This is a genomic window from Nocardia sp. NBC_00416 (genome assembly GCF_036032445.1).
In the GTDB taxonomy this organism is placed as follows: Bacteria; Actinomycetota; Actinomycetes; order Mycobacteriales; family Mycobacteriaceae; genus Nocardia.
This window is the reverse complement of sequence record NZ_CP107932.1, coordinates 687,132-701,574: the sequence shown is the minus strand read 5'-3', so window position 1 is coordinate 701,574 and position 14,443 is coordinate 687,132. Positions and strand designations below refer to the sequence as shown.

Genomic DNA, 14,443 nt, shown 5'->3' with positions numbered 1-14,443 from the left:
GCACCGGACTCAGCAGGATCAGCCGTATGGTTTCTGCTAATTTCGTACCGTGGTCGACCCAGGGGGAAGCCCGAACTCAACTGATTCCATTACGGTCGTGCCTGACGAAGTGCGGGCGGTGGGACAGTTCGTCGCGAATATCGCCCGAAACTTGCGGTCGGGTCTGGATTCGGCCGGCACAGAGGTCGATGCGCTGCTCGCCGACGGGTGGCGCGGTGACGCATCCGTCGAGTTCGGCGGCGGCTGGACCGAGCTCCGCGACGGCGGCATCAAGATCCTCCAGGCTCTCGAGGGGATGGCCGCCGAACTCGGCGTTCAAGCTGCGAGTTACGAAACTACCGACGATTCCTATTCCCAGCAGTTCCCGAGTCTGAACCTATGAGTACCGAATTCACCGTCGACGTGAAACGCCTCGACGATCTCGTGTCCCGTCTGACCAACCTGTCCGGCTATCTCACCGAGCAACTCGACCTGATCGACGACAAGGTCGCCACCCTCGACGGAGCTTGGGAAACCGTCGCCGCCAATGCCTACCGCGACGCCCACCGCCTCTGGTCGACCGGCGCCCGTGAATTCGCGTACCGGCCTGGCCGATATCAGCGACGCGGCTCGCACCGCGCACACCCGCTACACCACAGCCGCCGAGGTCAATCGGAAGATGTTGCAGGGTGGGTGAGCCATGACCTGGGTCATCGACTCCGGCATGTTACGCCGCCGCCGGCAAATGCCACCTGCTGGCCGGAGATATCAGCCTCGCGCTGGGGCCGCTGCACAGCACACTGCTGCACGAATGTGGCGGGATGGCCGGCGACCACGAGTCATCCGAGGCTTGGACCACCGGCTACGACAAACACGCAGCCGAGATCATCACCCTCGCCGCGACCTTGGCCAATGCCCTGCAACGCTACGGCGATGTGCTGGCCGCCAACGGATACAACTGGTGGCACTCCAACCGTGCCACCGCCAGTGGCCCCGCGCCCGACCGCCCGACCGCCTCAGAGCCACTCTACGACTCCGGGATGGCGCTGCCGACTTCCGCCAAAGGCGACAACGGGCCCGGCCTGGACGAAGGCCCGATCACCGGACTTCTCAAAGAGGTCGGCAGAATCCCCAACGGCGATGTCACCGCACTCGGCAAGGCCAAAGACGCCTGGCAAGCGTTCGCCGATCACGCAACCGTCACCGGCGCGGCCACCCGGATCAGAGGCATCAATGCCGCCTTCGCCGGCAGCACCGACCCCAACATCACCGAGATCGAGAACAAACTGGCCACTCTCACCCAGGCCGCCGAACTCATGGCCCAGGCCTCCAAGGCCCTGGCCACACCAGTGGGCGAGCACCGGGACGCGCTCCAGCAGATGCGCGACGAGATTCAAGCCGCGGTCACCGACGCCGGCAAAGAGATGGCCGTCGCCATCGGCGTCACCGTCGCCCTTGTCGGAGTCGCAGCATTCCTCAGCGCCGGACTCGCTGCCCCCGCAGCCGCCGTGGCGGAGTCGCCGTCACCGCCCAGATCGTCACCACCACCGCCAACGTCATCAAGAACACGGTCACCATCAGCCGTCTGCTGATCATCTTCGGCTCGGTAGTCGTCGCCGGAACCGCCTCCGGCGCCTTCACCGCCATCCCCGACATCACCAACAATGCAATCAACGCTACGTTGGCCTCCATCGCGGCGGTGACCGTTCACACCGTCGAAGGAGACGAAGCAGCGAACAGCAGCGAGGACGACGCAGGCTCCACCGCTGCCGCCGCACCGGAAAATGCTGCCGAAGTCGAGTCGATCGTCAACTCTCGGACTGCCCCGGGCAAGACCGAGCCGCATCGGCAGATGGGAACCGACGAAGAGATTCGTGACCTCTATCAAGAGCTGACGAAAAATGGCGAAGCAATGGATGTGGGAAAGTACCCAGGTGAGGGAATGCGCCTGCCCGACGGAACAGAAATCCGCATGAGAGAGGGGAGTAAATCGGGCGGTGTTACGCTCGATATGTGGGCACCGATCGCAACGTTCGACGGGATGGTGGCGCGAATTACTCCTGACCACTACTCACGCGAGAACGTCTTGGCGGTACTTCGCGAACTCGCCACCAAGGGCTATATCCGATTCGGCGCGTTTCCGGGGGGAGGTCGGACGCGGGAACCCTGGGATGCATCCATAGATGAGTCAATCAACCGAATTTCGTACGGATACAACGATGTTCCCGGTTATTTGAGGTTATCTGACGAAGAGGTCGGATCCAACGAGGTATTCCGGGCAGATCTACTCGACGCAGGCGAAGAGCGACTCACGCGACTGGTTAACTCTTATGAGAAGTACGGGGATCCATGGAAAAATACGCACCGCCGTGTCCACGACTGAATTCGAATAAAGAAGCGGTGTCGAGGTTGCTTTTGGGCGATTCCGCTTCGCGGCACCATCCCTCCTCGGAGGGAGAGTGCGTGCAGACAGCGACGAACCTGGAATGCGAGGGCACTTCCTTCATCAATTTCCGGGACTTCGACTTCCTGCAGGGGGCAATCTCCCGCGGCAGTGGATCGATATCAAGCGGTTCACGATCACCGCGCCTCAGGTGATCGATGCGAACTACTCTCCGCGCTGATCGGCGATCAACATTTCCGTGACGACTACATCGGCGGCGTAGTGGACCCGGCGGGCACCCGCCACGGCCCATACCGGATCGACCGGATTACCCCGGACTCCTACACTCACGCCTCGGCCGACTCCGTCATCGCGCTGGTGACGCATTGGGTCGATCAGTGCGGTGTCGTCCCGGATGCGCTACGCCAGGTGATCGACCGGGAAGTACTCGGATCCCGCTCGCACTGCCACGGACATCGTCACGCTGCCCCGCCTCGACTCCTCGGCGGTCAACGACTACGGATTCATACACACCGAGTTCCATGAGATCGCCACGACAGGCGGGACGCTTCGACTCATTGTTGCCGCTGACGATTAGTGGGCGAGAGGGCTTCCAACCGCTCCCCACATAGGCTCGACGGCACGGCCGGTAAGACCAAGGAGACGCGATGGGTAGTACCCCGATTCAGCCGCGGCCGCTGACCGACCTCGAGGCCGCAGTCATAACGAAGATGTTGTCGGCGGGTCGGCACGGCTCTGCCGAATACCGTGCGCAAATCCCATATGCGCAGGTCGTATCGACCTGGGGTGCCGGATCGCCCAGCGTTGATGTTGAGGTACGCCCTGGCCCCGCCCCGGCGGGCGGTGTCACGGACGGGATCGTCGCGAACGGAGCTGTGACCGACCCCGTGGGAAGGCCGATCGGTGAGATCATCCTCTGGGTCGAAGCCGGCCGGCTGAGCGGGATCGAATACGCCTGGTATACCGACGAACGCCCCACACAGCTACCCGAGCCTGACCAGATCGATCTCGTGTAGTCCGGCAGTCCTCACCGGCGGTGACGCAGTCCTTCCGCCACCTGGTCGCCCCACGCAATGATCTCTTCCCCCGCCCGAGACGGGCCGTGAATTCGGGGGCCGCACTGGCATCGGACGGCGCGATCGTCCGCGTACGCCAGTTATCGCGCTCCGGCACACCGGTTGGACGGGCATTGCGATTCGGACGGCCGATCCCCTGCTCGAACCACGCGCGTCCTACACCAAGGCCATTACCCAATAGCTACAACTTCAAACGTACTGGCTTGTAACGTGCATCGCGCTCATCGCTATTACCCAGTGCTCAGCATGAATTGCGGTGGCCAATCCACTGCATAGCCGCCTGCACAACCCGAGGTACGCAACCATGACCGCCCCGCCCCTCCCGCCTTCACCGATGCCTCCCGGATCGACTCACGGCCTCTATCCGGGTTCACCGGCAGCACCGATCAGGCAGCGGAACACGCTGGGGCTCATCGCGATATTCGTCGCCGTGAGCTGACCGTTTCCGGCAGACCACACCACACCCAGGGCCTCCGCCGGACAGCGTCGGCCCCGGTCCGTCGATTCACGACCCAGTCAACTGGCTGCGGTCCGATCGCCGATGCCGGATTCGACCCTGCCGACCTATCGAAAGATTTCGGCCCATGACTCGCTCGACCACGACGATCACGATCAACGGCAACCCGGTTCAGATCAGTGACGAACAGATCTTCCTCGCCACCCGTGACCAGACCCCAGGAACGCCGCAGACCTATGCCGTGTTCGTCAACAACGCTCTCTGGCCGCCGACCCAACTCATCGGATTGGCCACCGGGGTGCCGGGAAGGTCCGGCGAGACCTATAATTACAACTCGCACGCCACGCTGAAAGCACTGAACGAGCTGGGCTTCGCCACCTTCGAGCGCGTCGAGTACGACACGCTGGGGACCGTAGTCGTGCGCGAAAGCCGGAAGCGCACCTAAGCGATGAGCCCCCAGTCCGTTCCGGGGCTTTTCATGCGCAGAACGCGCGCCGCGATGTGAAACTTGGCAAGACCGGCCTGCCGCGCCGGCTGCCAGGCTGCTAGGAGTGAATTGGGCATAGACATTGTCGTGCAGAACCAGGTACACCAGGCGATCGAAACGATCACCGGCCCAGCTGGATCGGCCCTTCCCGACATAGTTCTTCGAGATCCTAAGAAGCCTATGATGCAGGGAATCCATAAATATGCGGATACCATGTTCAACTCGTATCAGCTGCAATTCCTGCTGGAGGAGTTGAAGGATTTCGAACCGAGGAGCGAAGAGGAAATAGCGACTATTTCATCGCTGCGACAGGCGGCGGAGCTTGCGATACGAGAGCACGGCTACCTGTGGTTCAGCGGCGACTGAGAACTGTTCTGCCGATGCGGTTTCCGGGTAGAAGACAGTCGCGGGAATCGTGGGAGGTCACCGTCAGAGTGACGCCACGAAGGTGCTGCCGGTGGCGACGGCAGCGGCCAGGACTGCGAGTACCGCGAGGTTCGCGTAGCGGAACTTGCGGTGGGCGATCCGGGAATTCGTCCACACCTGGGCCGCGACCTGAGCCAGCAGCTCATCCGGGTCACGGGTGAGTGCGGCGAGGCGGTGCCGGTAGGTTTCAGCGGTCAGCCCCGGAGAACTCGCGATCGACCCGAAATACAGCAGGTTCGGCGTGGAGCCACGTAACGATGTCCGGGGCCAGAGCACACAGCCCGAACAGATTCCGGCGACGATCGCGGCGGCGCCGGCCGCGACCCCGCACCCGGCCGCGACGGCCGGTAGCGGGGTGCGGAACAGCACCACGAGAATCTGGCCCAGGACTCCCGCGGCGGCCAGCGTTGCGACGGCCTTCAGTTCGGCGTGCCGGATGAGTCCCTGGACGTGGTCGAGAATGCGCCAGGCCTGTTCCGCGTGCCGAAGATCGTCGGCGTCAGGGGCTCGGTCGCCAGGCAGCCGGTTACTTCTCCATGTCCACACTGTGCACCTCATCCACCGTTGACTCGCCGGCCTCCGCGGGGCCGGCTGCGGGAAGTTCGGCAGTGGCGGTGGTGACCAGCGCCGCGCGCAGGCTCTCGAAGAGATTGCCGAAGACGGTGTCCATGACTTCCGGATCGACCCCCACGGTATCGACCACTCCGCGGTTCACCATTGCCTCGAGTACATCCAGGTGCCGGCGGCGCAGCTCGACCGTTTCCGACCACCTCTTTTTCTCCCGTTCGGCCTGGTGACGGTCGACGGCCTGCCGGTGGTCGAGTAGCCGTTCGGTGAGATCGGCGGGACTCAGCTCCTCCCTCACCAGCGCGAGAATCAGCGCCCGCTCCGGATTCTCCCCGATCTGGTCCGCCAGCCACCGGACGGTGCCGGCTTCGACCTCGGCGAGTTCCCGTTTCCGACGTAACGTCTCGTCATCGATACTCGAACTCAGCCGCCGCCGCTTCGACCACAGCTCGTATTCGTGCTCCACCGTCCGCAGTGCGAGAGCGTGCTCGAAGTCGTCCGATTCACCGGCGAACGCACTGTCCCGGCGTAGCGCGCGGCGGCCGGACTCGGAAGTGGTCACTTCGGCCGGTGGCTGAATCGCCACACTCGAGACCGTGATCCGCATACCGGGTTCGGCAGGTGGATTCCGGTCGAGCAACTCCGCGATCTCGGCACCCAATCGGGCTCTTGCCGGCCCCACCTCGTCGACAGTAAGCCGATGTCCCAGCGCGGGTATCCCGGACAAGCTTCCAAGGTGGGCGGCGAGCGGCACTGCCGCATTGCTGCGTCCGTCGCGTACGACGGCCACCGGGTCGGTGACGGTGCACCGGAACATGACCCGCACCGTGAACATTCCGCCGTCACAAGCCGACACCCGAAGATCGACCTCCAGCGGTTTGTCCACGCTCAGATCGACGAGACTGACGTGGGTGGCGTCGAGTACGGTGCGATCGTTCGCACCCAACGCACCGTCGTCGAGAACGAAATCACCGTGTACCCGGTACACCAGCACTTCGTGGGCGGCGGGAAACAACAGCTCGTACTCGGTTCTGGTTCTGCGGCGCAGTCCGCGCCGGGATACTGGACGGAGCACGCTCTGGGCAGCAATGGGATACGGTCTCATGCCGGAACTCCTGACAGCGAGGGTTGGGTGAGCCGGGTGGTGAGCACGGCGTACAACGGCTCGATATCCGCATCCGCCGGTGCGCGGCCGCGTCGGCGGCGGAGCCGGGATTCGAGATCGCGGCGCAGCGCCCGCCGTTCACTGTCGCGGAGGGTAGCGGCCAGGGCATCGGCGAAGACGGCACATGAGTCCGCGGGGTCCACCGCGACCGCCGCGACAGTGGGGACGGCGTCGATCAGCAGGTCGAGACTTTCCGCCCGCTGCGGCCGGTACCGCAGCAGCGCGGCCCAGAGTTCACCGAGGATATCGGCGTAGGCGTGGTCGGCGCAGTGTACGACGAAGACCGCTGAATGCTCCGGGTACATCCGGGTGATCCCCAATATTATCCGGACGGCGGCCAGGACCCGGTCGCGCTCCGGTCGGCCGGGTGGGCATTCCCGTATTCGCCCGGCCAGCATCCGCAGGACACGAGACGCCGCGGCGGGTTCGCCCGATAGTTGTTCGAACAGTGCGCCCAGGGCGTTGCCGGGGAATCCTCGCAGCGCCGTGGTTCCCGAGATCAGCAGTATCTCCAGGCGGTCCACGGCCTCGACCGGATACCTTGTCCCGAGATCGAGAGCGAAGGCCAGAGTCGCCGACCACTGCGCGCGCCAGACTCCTGAGGCCACCCACTGGGTGGCGATCCGTAGTGCAACCGGGGCCTGGGCGTCGTCGCGACTCATCGCCATCAGCACCTCGGCAGCCATACTCTGGGTCCGCATCAACGAATATCCCGTGGACCAGGGCTCGAGGAAAGACCACCGGACCTCCGTCGGCGCCACGGCCGCCATCGCGACCACACCGTCCGCCAGGCAGGAAACGGTCGGGCCGGGCAGATCTGCGGATTCTGCGGCGATCTCGTTCAACCACTCCCGGACACCATCCCAGAATCGGGAGTCCCACCGCGCCCACAATTCCGCTGCGGTGTACCCGCGGTCGGCCGCCTCCCGAAACTGCACGATCTGGCCCTCGGCCACGTCCGTGGAACCGGCCGCGCCGACCCGGCCCGGCACAACGGTGATCAGGCCGCCGTCGGCTATGCGGACCAGCCGATGCTGTCGCGGCGGCCCATCCACAGCGCCGGGCTCGGCACCGGCCGCAGGGTCATGCGGCACCGTATCCTCGGCCAGTGGGCCCAGCAGCCGGACGCGCAGCAGGTCACCCAGCCGGCCGGACAGTTCTTCGAACTGCCGCAGCCCGCAACCTGCCAGGAACAGCAGCGCGGTGATCTCGGCCAGCGCGTCGAGGGAGGAACATCTCTCATCGAACCATGCGCGTACCCGCTCGCATGCGACGCTTTTCTCCTGCTCGACGATCACCTCGCCGGGCTCCGCACCCGCCTCGATACCGGCAATGACCTGTTTCCACACCTGCATCCCGAACCGCGCGGTGCCGGGTTCCCCGGCACATTCCAGCACCCGTTCGACACTCGGCTCGTCCAGCGCGGAGCTGCGCCGCAGGAAGAAGCGGAGGTCCGGGGGCTGCCATTCGATTGCCGGGACCGGGTCGACACGGCCGATCGTCCCTGGTTCGCCGATCACGACCAGATGTGCATCGGCCGCGCGCACGCGGTCGCGCAGGACGGTCCAGCCGAAGTCGTTGCGCGCGGACTCCGACCCATCACGGATATCGGCGAGATAGCCGTGCCCGCGCCGATACGGCTGTGTGCCGAGCTCGGTCAGGGACAAGGCCGGCGACAGGGTCTCCAGCGGACCGTCGGTGCAGTCGCGGAGCAGGCACAGCGCCCCGGCCCGGCGGCCGGCACCGGACCGCCCCGCCAAGACAACAATATGTCCGTTCGAGAGTTCGACGCGCGCCGCATGGTATCCGGCAGGCGGTGCATAGGTGCGCTGAACACCGGTGACAAGCTGTTCGTCCACCCTCCCGGTCAGCGGGGGACGGTCCCGGGTTCCCTGGGGAACCTCGGTGCCTCCGTGGGAGGCTCCGATCGTGCCGTGCTCGATATACACCGGCGCATTGAATACAGGACTGATCCGATGTCGGGTCAGGATCTCCGCTCCGAATTCGGTCGCCACAGATTCGTCGTGATCTGGGGGTACCGGAGCGCCGTCCTTCGCCTGCTCGCCCACCGGATCCGGGGATCCGGTGCTCCCGATCGTTCCGGTCCCCGTAGCAGAGTCGGGTTCCGCAACGCCTTCGGACCCGGCTGCGGGGTCCGGACCGGCCGAATCCGGTGGCCTCCCCCCATCGCGAGCTCCCGCGCCGGGCGCCGCGTGGCCGGCGGCCGGTCCCGCACCCACCGGACCTGGCGCGACACTCGGATCGGATGGCGCCTGCCGGTTCCCTGTCATCGCTGGACCCAAGAGTTGCCGATGGTGCCGTTCTCCACGGTCACCGAGCCATGGAAGGTGTTGTTACCGGTCTGCATATGGGGCCGATCACCGCCGCGCGAAGCCTGCCGGGACGGTTCCGGCGCAGTCGGGTCGCTATCGACATGAGAGGTGTCCGTCAGCGGCATCTCGTTGACGTCGTGCCCGGGAACAAAGAGGAACGCGTCGTCATCGAATTCCTTGGACCGCACTCGTACTCGGCGGAATAACCGCGGATCCAGATCGGTGTACCGCTGCACCACCGAATCCGCGAATACCGTATTGGACAGCACGACAACCAGGTCCGCGTCGTCGTAGAAATCCAGGGCGCGTTTGGCCTGCGCACAGTCCACCAGCCGGCTCACCGCGACGGTGGCCTGGCCGGACAGGCCGTTCTCGTCCTTGGCGACCACGCCGAAGTGGATCGCCAGTCGCAACCGTAGCCGCTGCGCACCCCGCAGACCATGATTGTGCTGGGCCAGCGCGGCGTTCAGTTCCCGGACGAAACCATCGATCAGGACCGGTTCCGCCGCGGCGACTGTAGCGGGTAGAACCGCCAGTTCACCGTCCCCCTTGTGCTGCCGGTCCCAGGCCGAACGATCCAGTTCGGCGCGGTCCGCCGCCCGATCCAGTACCCCGAAGATACCGGCCTGTATTGCCCGCTGCCGCTGATCGTTCGAGCTGCCGAACCCGCGGGCATCCACCGAAACCACCAGCTGCCGGCCGAAATCGCCACCCATGTTTCCACCACCGTTCTGTACGGGACGCGGTTCCGCGCTCCCAATCCCTTGCGCTTCAACAGTGGCAAGGCAAAGCCGGCCGAACACCCGAAAAATCGGCAATCCGCAGCTCAATCGGCATCGATATAGCGTTGCAGCCCAACGAGATCGGTCAGAACCAGGCTGCGGTAGCCGGAAATCACCAGTCCGGCCGCACGCAGATCACGCATCGCCAGCCCGATCGCGTCGGGCCGCGCACCGATGAGCGCGCCGAGTTCGGCCTGCGACAGCGCCACACCGAGATGATGGCCACCGCGGACCATACGACCGTGCCGCTGCACCAACTCCAGTAGGACCCGCGCCAGCCGGTTGGTTACCGGATACCCACCGAAATCGAGCTGCCGCCGGTTCGCCCATTCGAGCCGATCGGCCAGCATCCGGCACAGCACCTCCCATGCCTCCGAATGGGAGCGCAGGAAGTCGACGAAAACTCGGCCAGGGATCCGGTGGACAACAGCATCGGTACAGGTGGTGACCGTCGCCGATCGGCCGGCATCGCGCAGCGCCGCCAGTTCGCCGACGATATCGCCGCCGACCCGGATACCGAGCAGCGTCTCGGCCCCATTGGATGCCGTCGCGGTGACCTTGACACACGCGGTGGCGCCCGTGGGCCCCGACCGCAAAAGGAAAACCCGGCCACCCCGCTCGCCCTGGCTGATCAGGACTCGACCGGCGGGAACCCGGTGCGGCCGGGCCAGCGCCAGCAGATCGTGCCGGGAACGTTCGGTCAGCCCGGACACGAAGGTCCGGTCCGGCCAGTTCTCCCGGGTACCGCCCGTTCCCGTGGTTCGCACCGCCATCGGTTCCCCTCCTTCACCGGCCCGTACCACCTGACACGGCAGCCGTATCGCGCGCCATTCCGATACTTCTCTGTACACAAGAACTGTTGTGACAGCAGCTATTCCGAAACACTCGGCCCGGCGGTCACGGATCTGCACGACAGGACCTCGCCAGCGCATTCAGCCCACTTCGGGCGCCGAGCCCGGCTCATTCGACCTGAACCGAGCGCTCTGGCCTACACACATCAGGCGACGGAGGACCCGCGTCCGGCTCAGTTGAGACATCGATCCGATCTACCGCTATCAGCGAAAATGCGGTAGATTTCGAACTGCATTCGGGGGGATCGCAATGGGCGGTGGACTGGTCGGAACGGTCTCGTCGGTGGTGGGATCGATGGCGGGGGCCTGGGTATTCGGAAACCTTGGATCTCGGCTCGGCGAGGCTGTCTGTTGACGTCGGGAGCACACAGCTACTTTCCGCTACCAGAGCAGTATCGTAGTGGCTTGACCTGGATGGAACGCACCTCGTTCGTACTCGTGGGCGTTGCGTCGCTTTATCTGTTCAGCCTCGTAGTGCAAGGTTTCGGTTCGGAGCACACCGGCGGGGTCGTGAGCGGGTAACGATCGACGGCACCCGCGTGGGTTGCCGCGGTGGCGAACTGATTGCGGAGCACTCACTCGCCCACACGGCAACACTCACCCTGATGGCGTTATCGGGAGCGATGGTCGGGGTCCTGATCTGCCTCGGCTCCCCTTCCGAGGATGCCGTATTGCCGATGAACAGCGGCCAGCGGTGGATATTCGCCCCAGTAGCTGCCTGCTGTTCAGCACTGATGCTTGCCTATGCGGTGCTCTATGTTGCGCGGCAACGTTCACGTCGGCTAAGGCTGTCGCCGAGCGGGATACAGGTCCCGAAGGTTGTCTCGTTCCAGTCCGGTATCAAGTGGTCGGACCTGAAAAGCGTCGAAGCCGAACACCGAACGAACGCCACGGGAATCGTTCGATTTGGAATCCAGAGGCCGTCAGCCGTCCGAAGTTGTCAAGAACAGGATCTACGCCGAACGGCTGTCCATGGGCGCGGCAGCAACGTACTGGCTGATCCAGTTCTACCACCAACACCCCGAACTCCGTGCAGAGCTATCTGACCAACGGGCACGTGAACGCCTGCTTTCGTATGGGGTCGTAGAGCAGAAATAGAGGTTGAGGAGTCCGATGTGACCGATGATCCGTACGCCGGTTCCCGGCACCCGCGGTCCGATCGTGTTCCACCTCGCCTGCGGCGAACGACTGGAGATCGTCTACGACACCGAAGAACTCGGTGAGTGCATCACCGATCCGTGCTCTTTCGGTTGGATCTCGCACACCACCCGCCCGGCAGCGCTGGAGCACTGGCTCGAGTCTCCCTATCACTCCGTCGATTTCGGTGCGGATGAGGTGGACGGCCGCGCACTGGCGAAGATGATGGTCAACACCTTGCGCGACTTGGGCGTCGGCTCGCCGAAGGACCTCAGCCTGACCGACCGCGCACAGCAGGTCGGCGATTGCGACATCGAGTACTACAGCCTCACCCTGCAGGAGAATCCGTAAGCGCCCGGAGGAGGCCTGGTAGTTGAAACGCCTCGCCCTGACTTCGGCCGCAGTCGTTGTAGCGGGCTCCATCTCTGCTGTTTTTCTACTGGTTGCAGCTCCAATACCATCCATGCGTAGGGCGCTTCTGAAGGAACAGGATTCACCATGGTAGAAATCTGCATCGATCCTGAATCGGGCCCGGCAGCCCGGGACGGCCGTTGATCCCGCGAACGCCGGCAGGCCTCAGTCGCCGGACCAGGAATTTTGTCGAAACGCACGGGCTTCGTGTTCCGTGCCGGGATATCCGCCCGTACCGTGAGGCTTGGCTCGAGCATGGGATACCCGCCGCGGAGATCGATCGAGTCGTGGCTTTCCAAGAGTCCTGGGGAGGCCTCGCCCTGCCGCCGGCCCCCGCGTACGAGGGCGGACCGCGTGTTCTGGAGGCCGACGTCCCCGAAAGTCCGGGCACCGACGGGTGGTACTTCGGGGCGGGCGACGACCGAGTATCCATGGCCTACGGATTCATGATCGGGCCCGGTGGCGAATTCGGAATCGACGCCGACCGTTGGACCCCTCTGCATGCCGGCATACAGGGATGGGTGGAAGCTCTCGCACTGGCCTACCACGCCAATTATTGGGCCCAAACCATCACGAAGATCAAGGGCGAGGCCGTCGGACGTCTGAACCTCGACGGATTCGAACCGGTACCCGAAGTCCAGGGACTCACCGACACATGGTGGCGGGGCGAAGACTCACTCATCGCCATCTACAACGGTGAGGCTGTCGGCCTGCACGCGCCGCAACGCCGAGAAGCCCATATCTACGGCGGACTCGACGCATGGGTCTCAGCGGCCACTGATCCCGAGCGCCGTGGCGCAGTTGAGTCATCGACTCGCTCTACCGCTACCAGCGAAGATGCGATAGGGTTCGAACATGCATTCGGGGGGATGGGGAGAGGGTGGCGAAACCACCGGCGCACTGCACACGACGGTCACGCGTCTGACCACACTGCCACTCACCGCGCTGTCGGATGACGAAGTCCTCGCGGCTATACGGGAGGTGGAACGGTGCGCCCGGCTGCTGACTTCGGTGCAGCATCGCTTGCTGGTGGAAGCCAGTGAGCGAGCGTTGCCTGCCCGGCTCGGCGCGAAGTCGCTGAAGAACTTCCTGATGCAGACCCTCCGGCTGGCCGGCGCGGACGCCGGTGCTCGGGTGCATCAAGCAGCATGGGTTGCCACCTTCCACGACATGGCCGGTTATCCGGTACCGCCCCGATTGCCGCATACCGCAAAGGCATTGGCGGAAGGGGAGATCTCCGCCGACCACGCTCGCGGGATCGCCTCGGTGGTGAACCGGGTCCCGCGCGGTGCCACGCACCAGGACAGGGAAGCGGCGGAGCAGATTCTGGCCGAGTTCGCCCGCTCCGGTTCACCGGACGATATCGGCAGGATCGGTGATCGGATCCTCGCGTATCTGGACCCCGATGGCCGACTCACCACCAACACAGACCGTGCCCGGATGCGCGGCATCACCCTGGGCAGGCAACGCCCCGACGGGATGAGCCCTATCCGGGGAGAGATCGACCCGGTATTGCGGGCGCTGCTGGATCCCGTACTGGCCAAATACGCTCGCCCCGGCATGTGTAATCCCGACGACCCCGCCGGTCCACAGGTCGATGCCGATCGCGCCGACCCGGCCGCGCCCGCGGACGCCACAGCCCGCGACCACCGCACTCCGGCACAGCGCAATCACGACGCGCTGAAAACCCTTCTGCACTCCGGTGTCATCGCCGACCGGCTCGGGACGCACCGCGGAGTGCCCGTCGCGACCATCCTCACGATGAAAGTCGATGATCTGGAAAATGCCTCCGGGGTGGCGACCACCGCGACCGGTGGCACTGTGCCGCTGCGGGATGCATTGGCCTTGGCCGAACGGTCACAACCCTGGCTGGCGGTGTTCGATCATGCGGGAATGCCGCTGCACCTGGGGAGGGTGAAACGCCTCGCCTCGCCCGCACAACGTTTGGCGTTGATTGCCGCGCTGAAGGGCTGTTCTCGGCCGGGCTGCAACGCCCCGGCGAGCCTGTGCGCCGTCCACCACGTCCTCGAGTACCGCAGGAACGGGACTACAGACGTCACAAACCTGACTCTGGCCTGCGACTCCTGCCACGCGTTGATCCACGACGGGCCCGGCGGGTGGAAAACGAAGACAGAAGGGCCCCGGTCCCCGTATGCGGGACGCACCGTATGGATCGCGCCACAGCATATCGATCCGGAGGGGATCCCACGGATCAACCACAGACACCGGGCCGGGGAGCTCCTCGCCGAGACGCTCTTACGAATCCATGCCCGCGAGGAGCACGCCCGGCAAGGACACCGGCGATGGCTGCGAACGCACGCACCACCCGCACCTACCGCAGCGTGAATCCGGCGGCGAGTACCACGTG

The 14,443-nt window shown here is 64.9% G+C and carries 14 protein-coding genes; 8 read left to right on the top strand and 6 right to left on the bottom strand.

Annotated features, from left to right (window positions below):
• Positions 1 to 49: 49 nt before the first annotated feature.
• From OG804_RS03220 to OG804_RS03210, 3 genes are all read left to right on the top strand, one after another.
• Positions 50 to 382 (top strand): WXG100 family type VII secretion target, encoded by a 333-nt coding sequence (locus tag OG804_RS03220; protein ID WP_328393679.1) that lies wholly within the window; start codon positions 50 to 52, stop codon positions 380 to 382.
• Positions 383 to 800: 418 nt separating this feature from the next.
• Positions 801 to 1,571, top strand: coding sequence for a hypothetical protein (locus OG804_RS03215; protein ID WP_328393677.1), 771 nt, complete (start codon positions 801 to 803; stop codon positions 1,569 to 1,571).
• An 89-nt stretch (positions 1,572 to 1,660) separates the two neighbouring features.
• Positions 1,661 to 2,362: a hypothetical protein gene (locus OG804_RS03210; protein WP_328393675.1), complete on the top strand. Its 702-nt coding sequence runs from the start codon at positions 1,661 to 1,663 to the stop codon at positions 2,360 to 2,362.
• A gap of 225 nt (positions 2,363 to 2,587) precedes the next feature.
• Here the strand turns inward: OG804_RS03210 and OG804_RS03205 are convergent, their stop codons facing one another.
• A complete protein-coding gene (locus tag OG804_RS03205; RefSeq protein WP_328393673.1) occupies positions 2,588 to 2,713 on the bottom strand; it encodes a hypothetical protein in 126 nt (41 codons plus the stop codon).
• A gap of 545 nt (positions 2,714 to 3,258) precedes the next feature.
• Here OG804_RS03205 and OG804_RS03200 point away from each other — a divergent pair.
• The 3 genes from OG804_RS03200 (at position 3,259) to OG804_RS03190 (ending at position 4,769) form a co-directional block, all read left to right on the top strand.
• Positions 3,259 to 3,399 carry a hypothetical protein gene (locus tag OG804_RS03200; protein ID WP_328393671.1) on the top strand — a complete coding sequence of 47 codons (141 nt, stop codon included), beginning with the start codon at positions 3,259 to 3,261 and terminating at the stop codon, positions 3,397 to 3,399.
• 644 nt (positions 3,400 to 4,043) lie between these two features.
• Positions 4,044 to 4,361, top strand: coding sequence for a hypothetical protein (locus OG804_RS03195; protein WP_328393669.1), 318 nt, complete (start codon positions 4,044 to 4,046; stop codon positions 4,359 to 4,361).
• A 129-nt stretch (positions 4,362 to 4,490) separates the two neighbouring features.
• Positions 4,491 to 4,769 carry a hypothetical protein gene (locus OG804_RS03190; protein WP_328393667.1) on the top strand — a complete coding sequence of 93 codons (279 nt, stop codon included), beginning with the start codon at positions 4,491 to 4,493 and terminating at the stop codon, positions 4,767 to 4,769.
• A gap of 63 nt (positions 4,770 to 4,832) precedes the next feature.
• Here the strand turns inward: OG804_RS03190 and OG804_RS03185 are convergent, their stop codons facing one another.
• The 5 genes from OG804_RS03185 to OG804_RS03165 all read right to left on the bottom strand — a co-directional run bounded on the left by OG804_RS03185 (position 4,833) and on the right by OG804_RS03165 (position 10,449).
• A complete protein-coding gene (locus OG804_RS03185; protein WP_328393665.1) occupies positions 4,833 to 5,375 on the bottom strand; it encodes a Pycsar system effector family protein in 543 nt (180 codons plus the stop codon).
• Positions 5,356 to 6,501, bottom strand: a complete 1,146-nt coding sequence (locus OG804_RS03180; protein ID WP_328393663.1) for a hypothetical protein — start codon at positions 6,499 to 6,501, stop codon at positions 5,356 to 5,358. The genes OG804_RS03185 and OG804_RS03180 overlap by 20 nt, the downstream gene beginning before the upstream one ends.
• Entirely contained in the window at positions 6,498 to 8,321 is a 1,824-nt protein-coding gene (locus OG804_RS03175; RefSeq protein ID WP_328393661.1) for a hypothetical protein, read from the bottom strand. Before OG804_RS03175 ends, OG804_RS03180 begins: the two co-directional genes overlap by 4 nt.
• Before the next feature lie 527 nt (positions 8,322 to 8,848).
• The gene (locus tag OG804_RS03170; protein WP_328393659.1) at positions 8,849 to 9,610 is read right to left on the bottom strand and encodes a hypothetical protein; all 762 of its coding nucleotides are present in this window, start codon (positions 9,608 to 9,610) and stop codon (positions 8,849 to 8,851) included.
• Between the two features lie 110 nt (positions 9,611 to 9,720).
• Positions 9,721 to 10,449, bottom strand: a complete 729-nt coding sequence (locus tag OG804_RS03165) for a Crp/Fnr family transcriptional regulator (RefSeq protein ID WP_328393657.1) — start codon at positions 10,447 to 10,449, stop codon at positions 9,721 to 9,723.
• 1,200 nt (positions 10,450 to 11,649) lie between these two features.
• On the opposite strand from OG804_RS03165, the gene OG804_RS03160 reads away from it, so the two are divergent.
• Both OG804_RS03160 and OG804_RS03155 read left to right on the top strand, forming a co-directional pair.
• On the top strand, positions 11,650 to 12,015 hold the full coding sequence (locus OG804_RS03160) for a hypothetical protein (RefSeq protein ID WP_328393655.1): 366 nt from the start codon (positions 11,650 to 11,652) through the stop codon (positions 12,013 to 12,015).
• A 915-nt stretch (positions 12,016 to 12,930) separates the two neighbouring features.
• Positions 12,931 to 14,421 carry an HNH endonuclease signature motif containing protein gene (locus OG804_RS03155; protein ID WP_328393653.1) on the top strand — a complete coding sequence of 497 codons (1,491 nt, stop codon included), beginning with the start codon at positions 12,931 to 12,933 and terminating at the stop codon, positions 14,419 to 14,421.
• The last annotated feature ends 22 nt before the right edge of the window (positions 14,422 to 14,443 follow it).

Coding starts and splice junctions, on each gene's coding strand:
- OG804_RS03165 (WP_328393657.1), bottom strand. CDS start 10,449: ATGGCGGTGCGAACCACGGGAACGGGCGGTACCCGGGAGAACTGGCCG.
- OG804_RS03160 (WP_328393655.1), top strand. CDS start 11,650: ATGATCCGTACGCCGGTTCCCGGCACCCGCGGTCCGATCGTGTTCCAC.
- OG804_RS03170 (WP_328393659.1), bottom strand. CDS start 9,610: ATGGGTGGCGATTTCGGCCGGCAGCTGGTGGTTTCGGTGGATGCCCGC.
- OG804_RS03155 (WP_328393653.1), top strand. CDS start 12,931: ATGCATTCGGGGGGATGGGGAGAGGGTGGCGAAACCACCGGCGCACTG.
- OG804_RS03215 (WP_328393677.1), top strand. CDS start 801: ATGGCCGGCGACCACGAGTCATCCGAGGCTTGGACCACCGGCTACGAC.
- OG804_RS03195 (WP_328393669.1), top strand. CDS start 4,044: ATGACTCGCTCGACCACGACGATCACGATCAACGGCAACCCGGTTCAG.
- OG804_RS03180 (WP_328393663.1), bottom strand. CDS start 6,501: ATGAGACCGTATCCCATTGCTGCCCAGAGCGTGCTCCGTCCAGTATCC.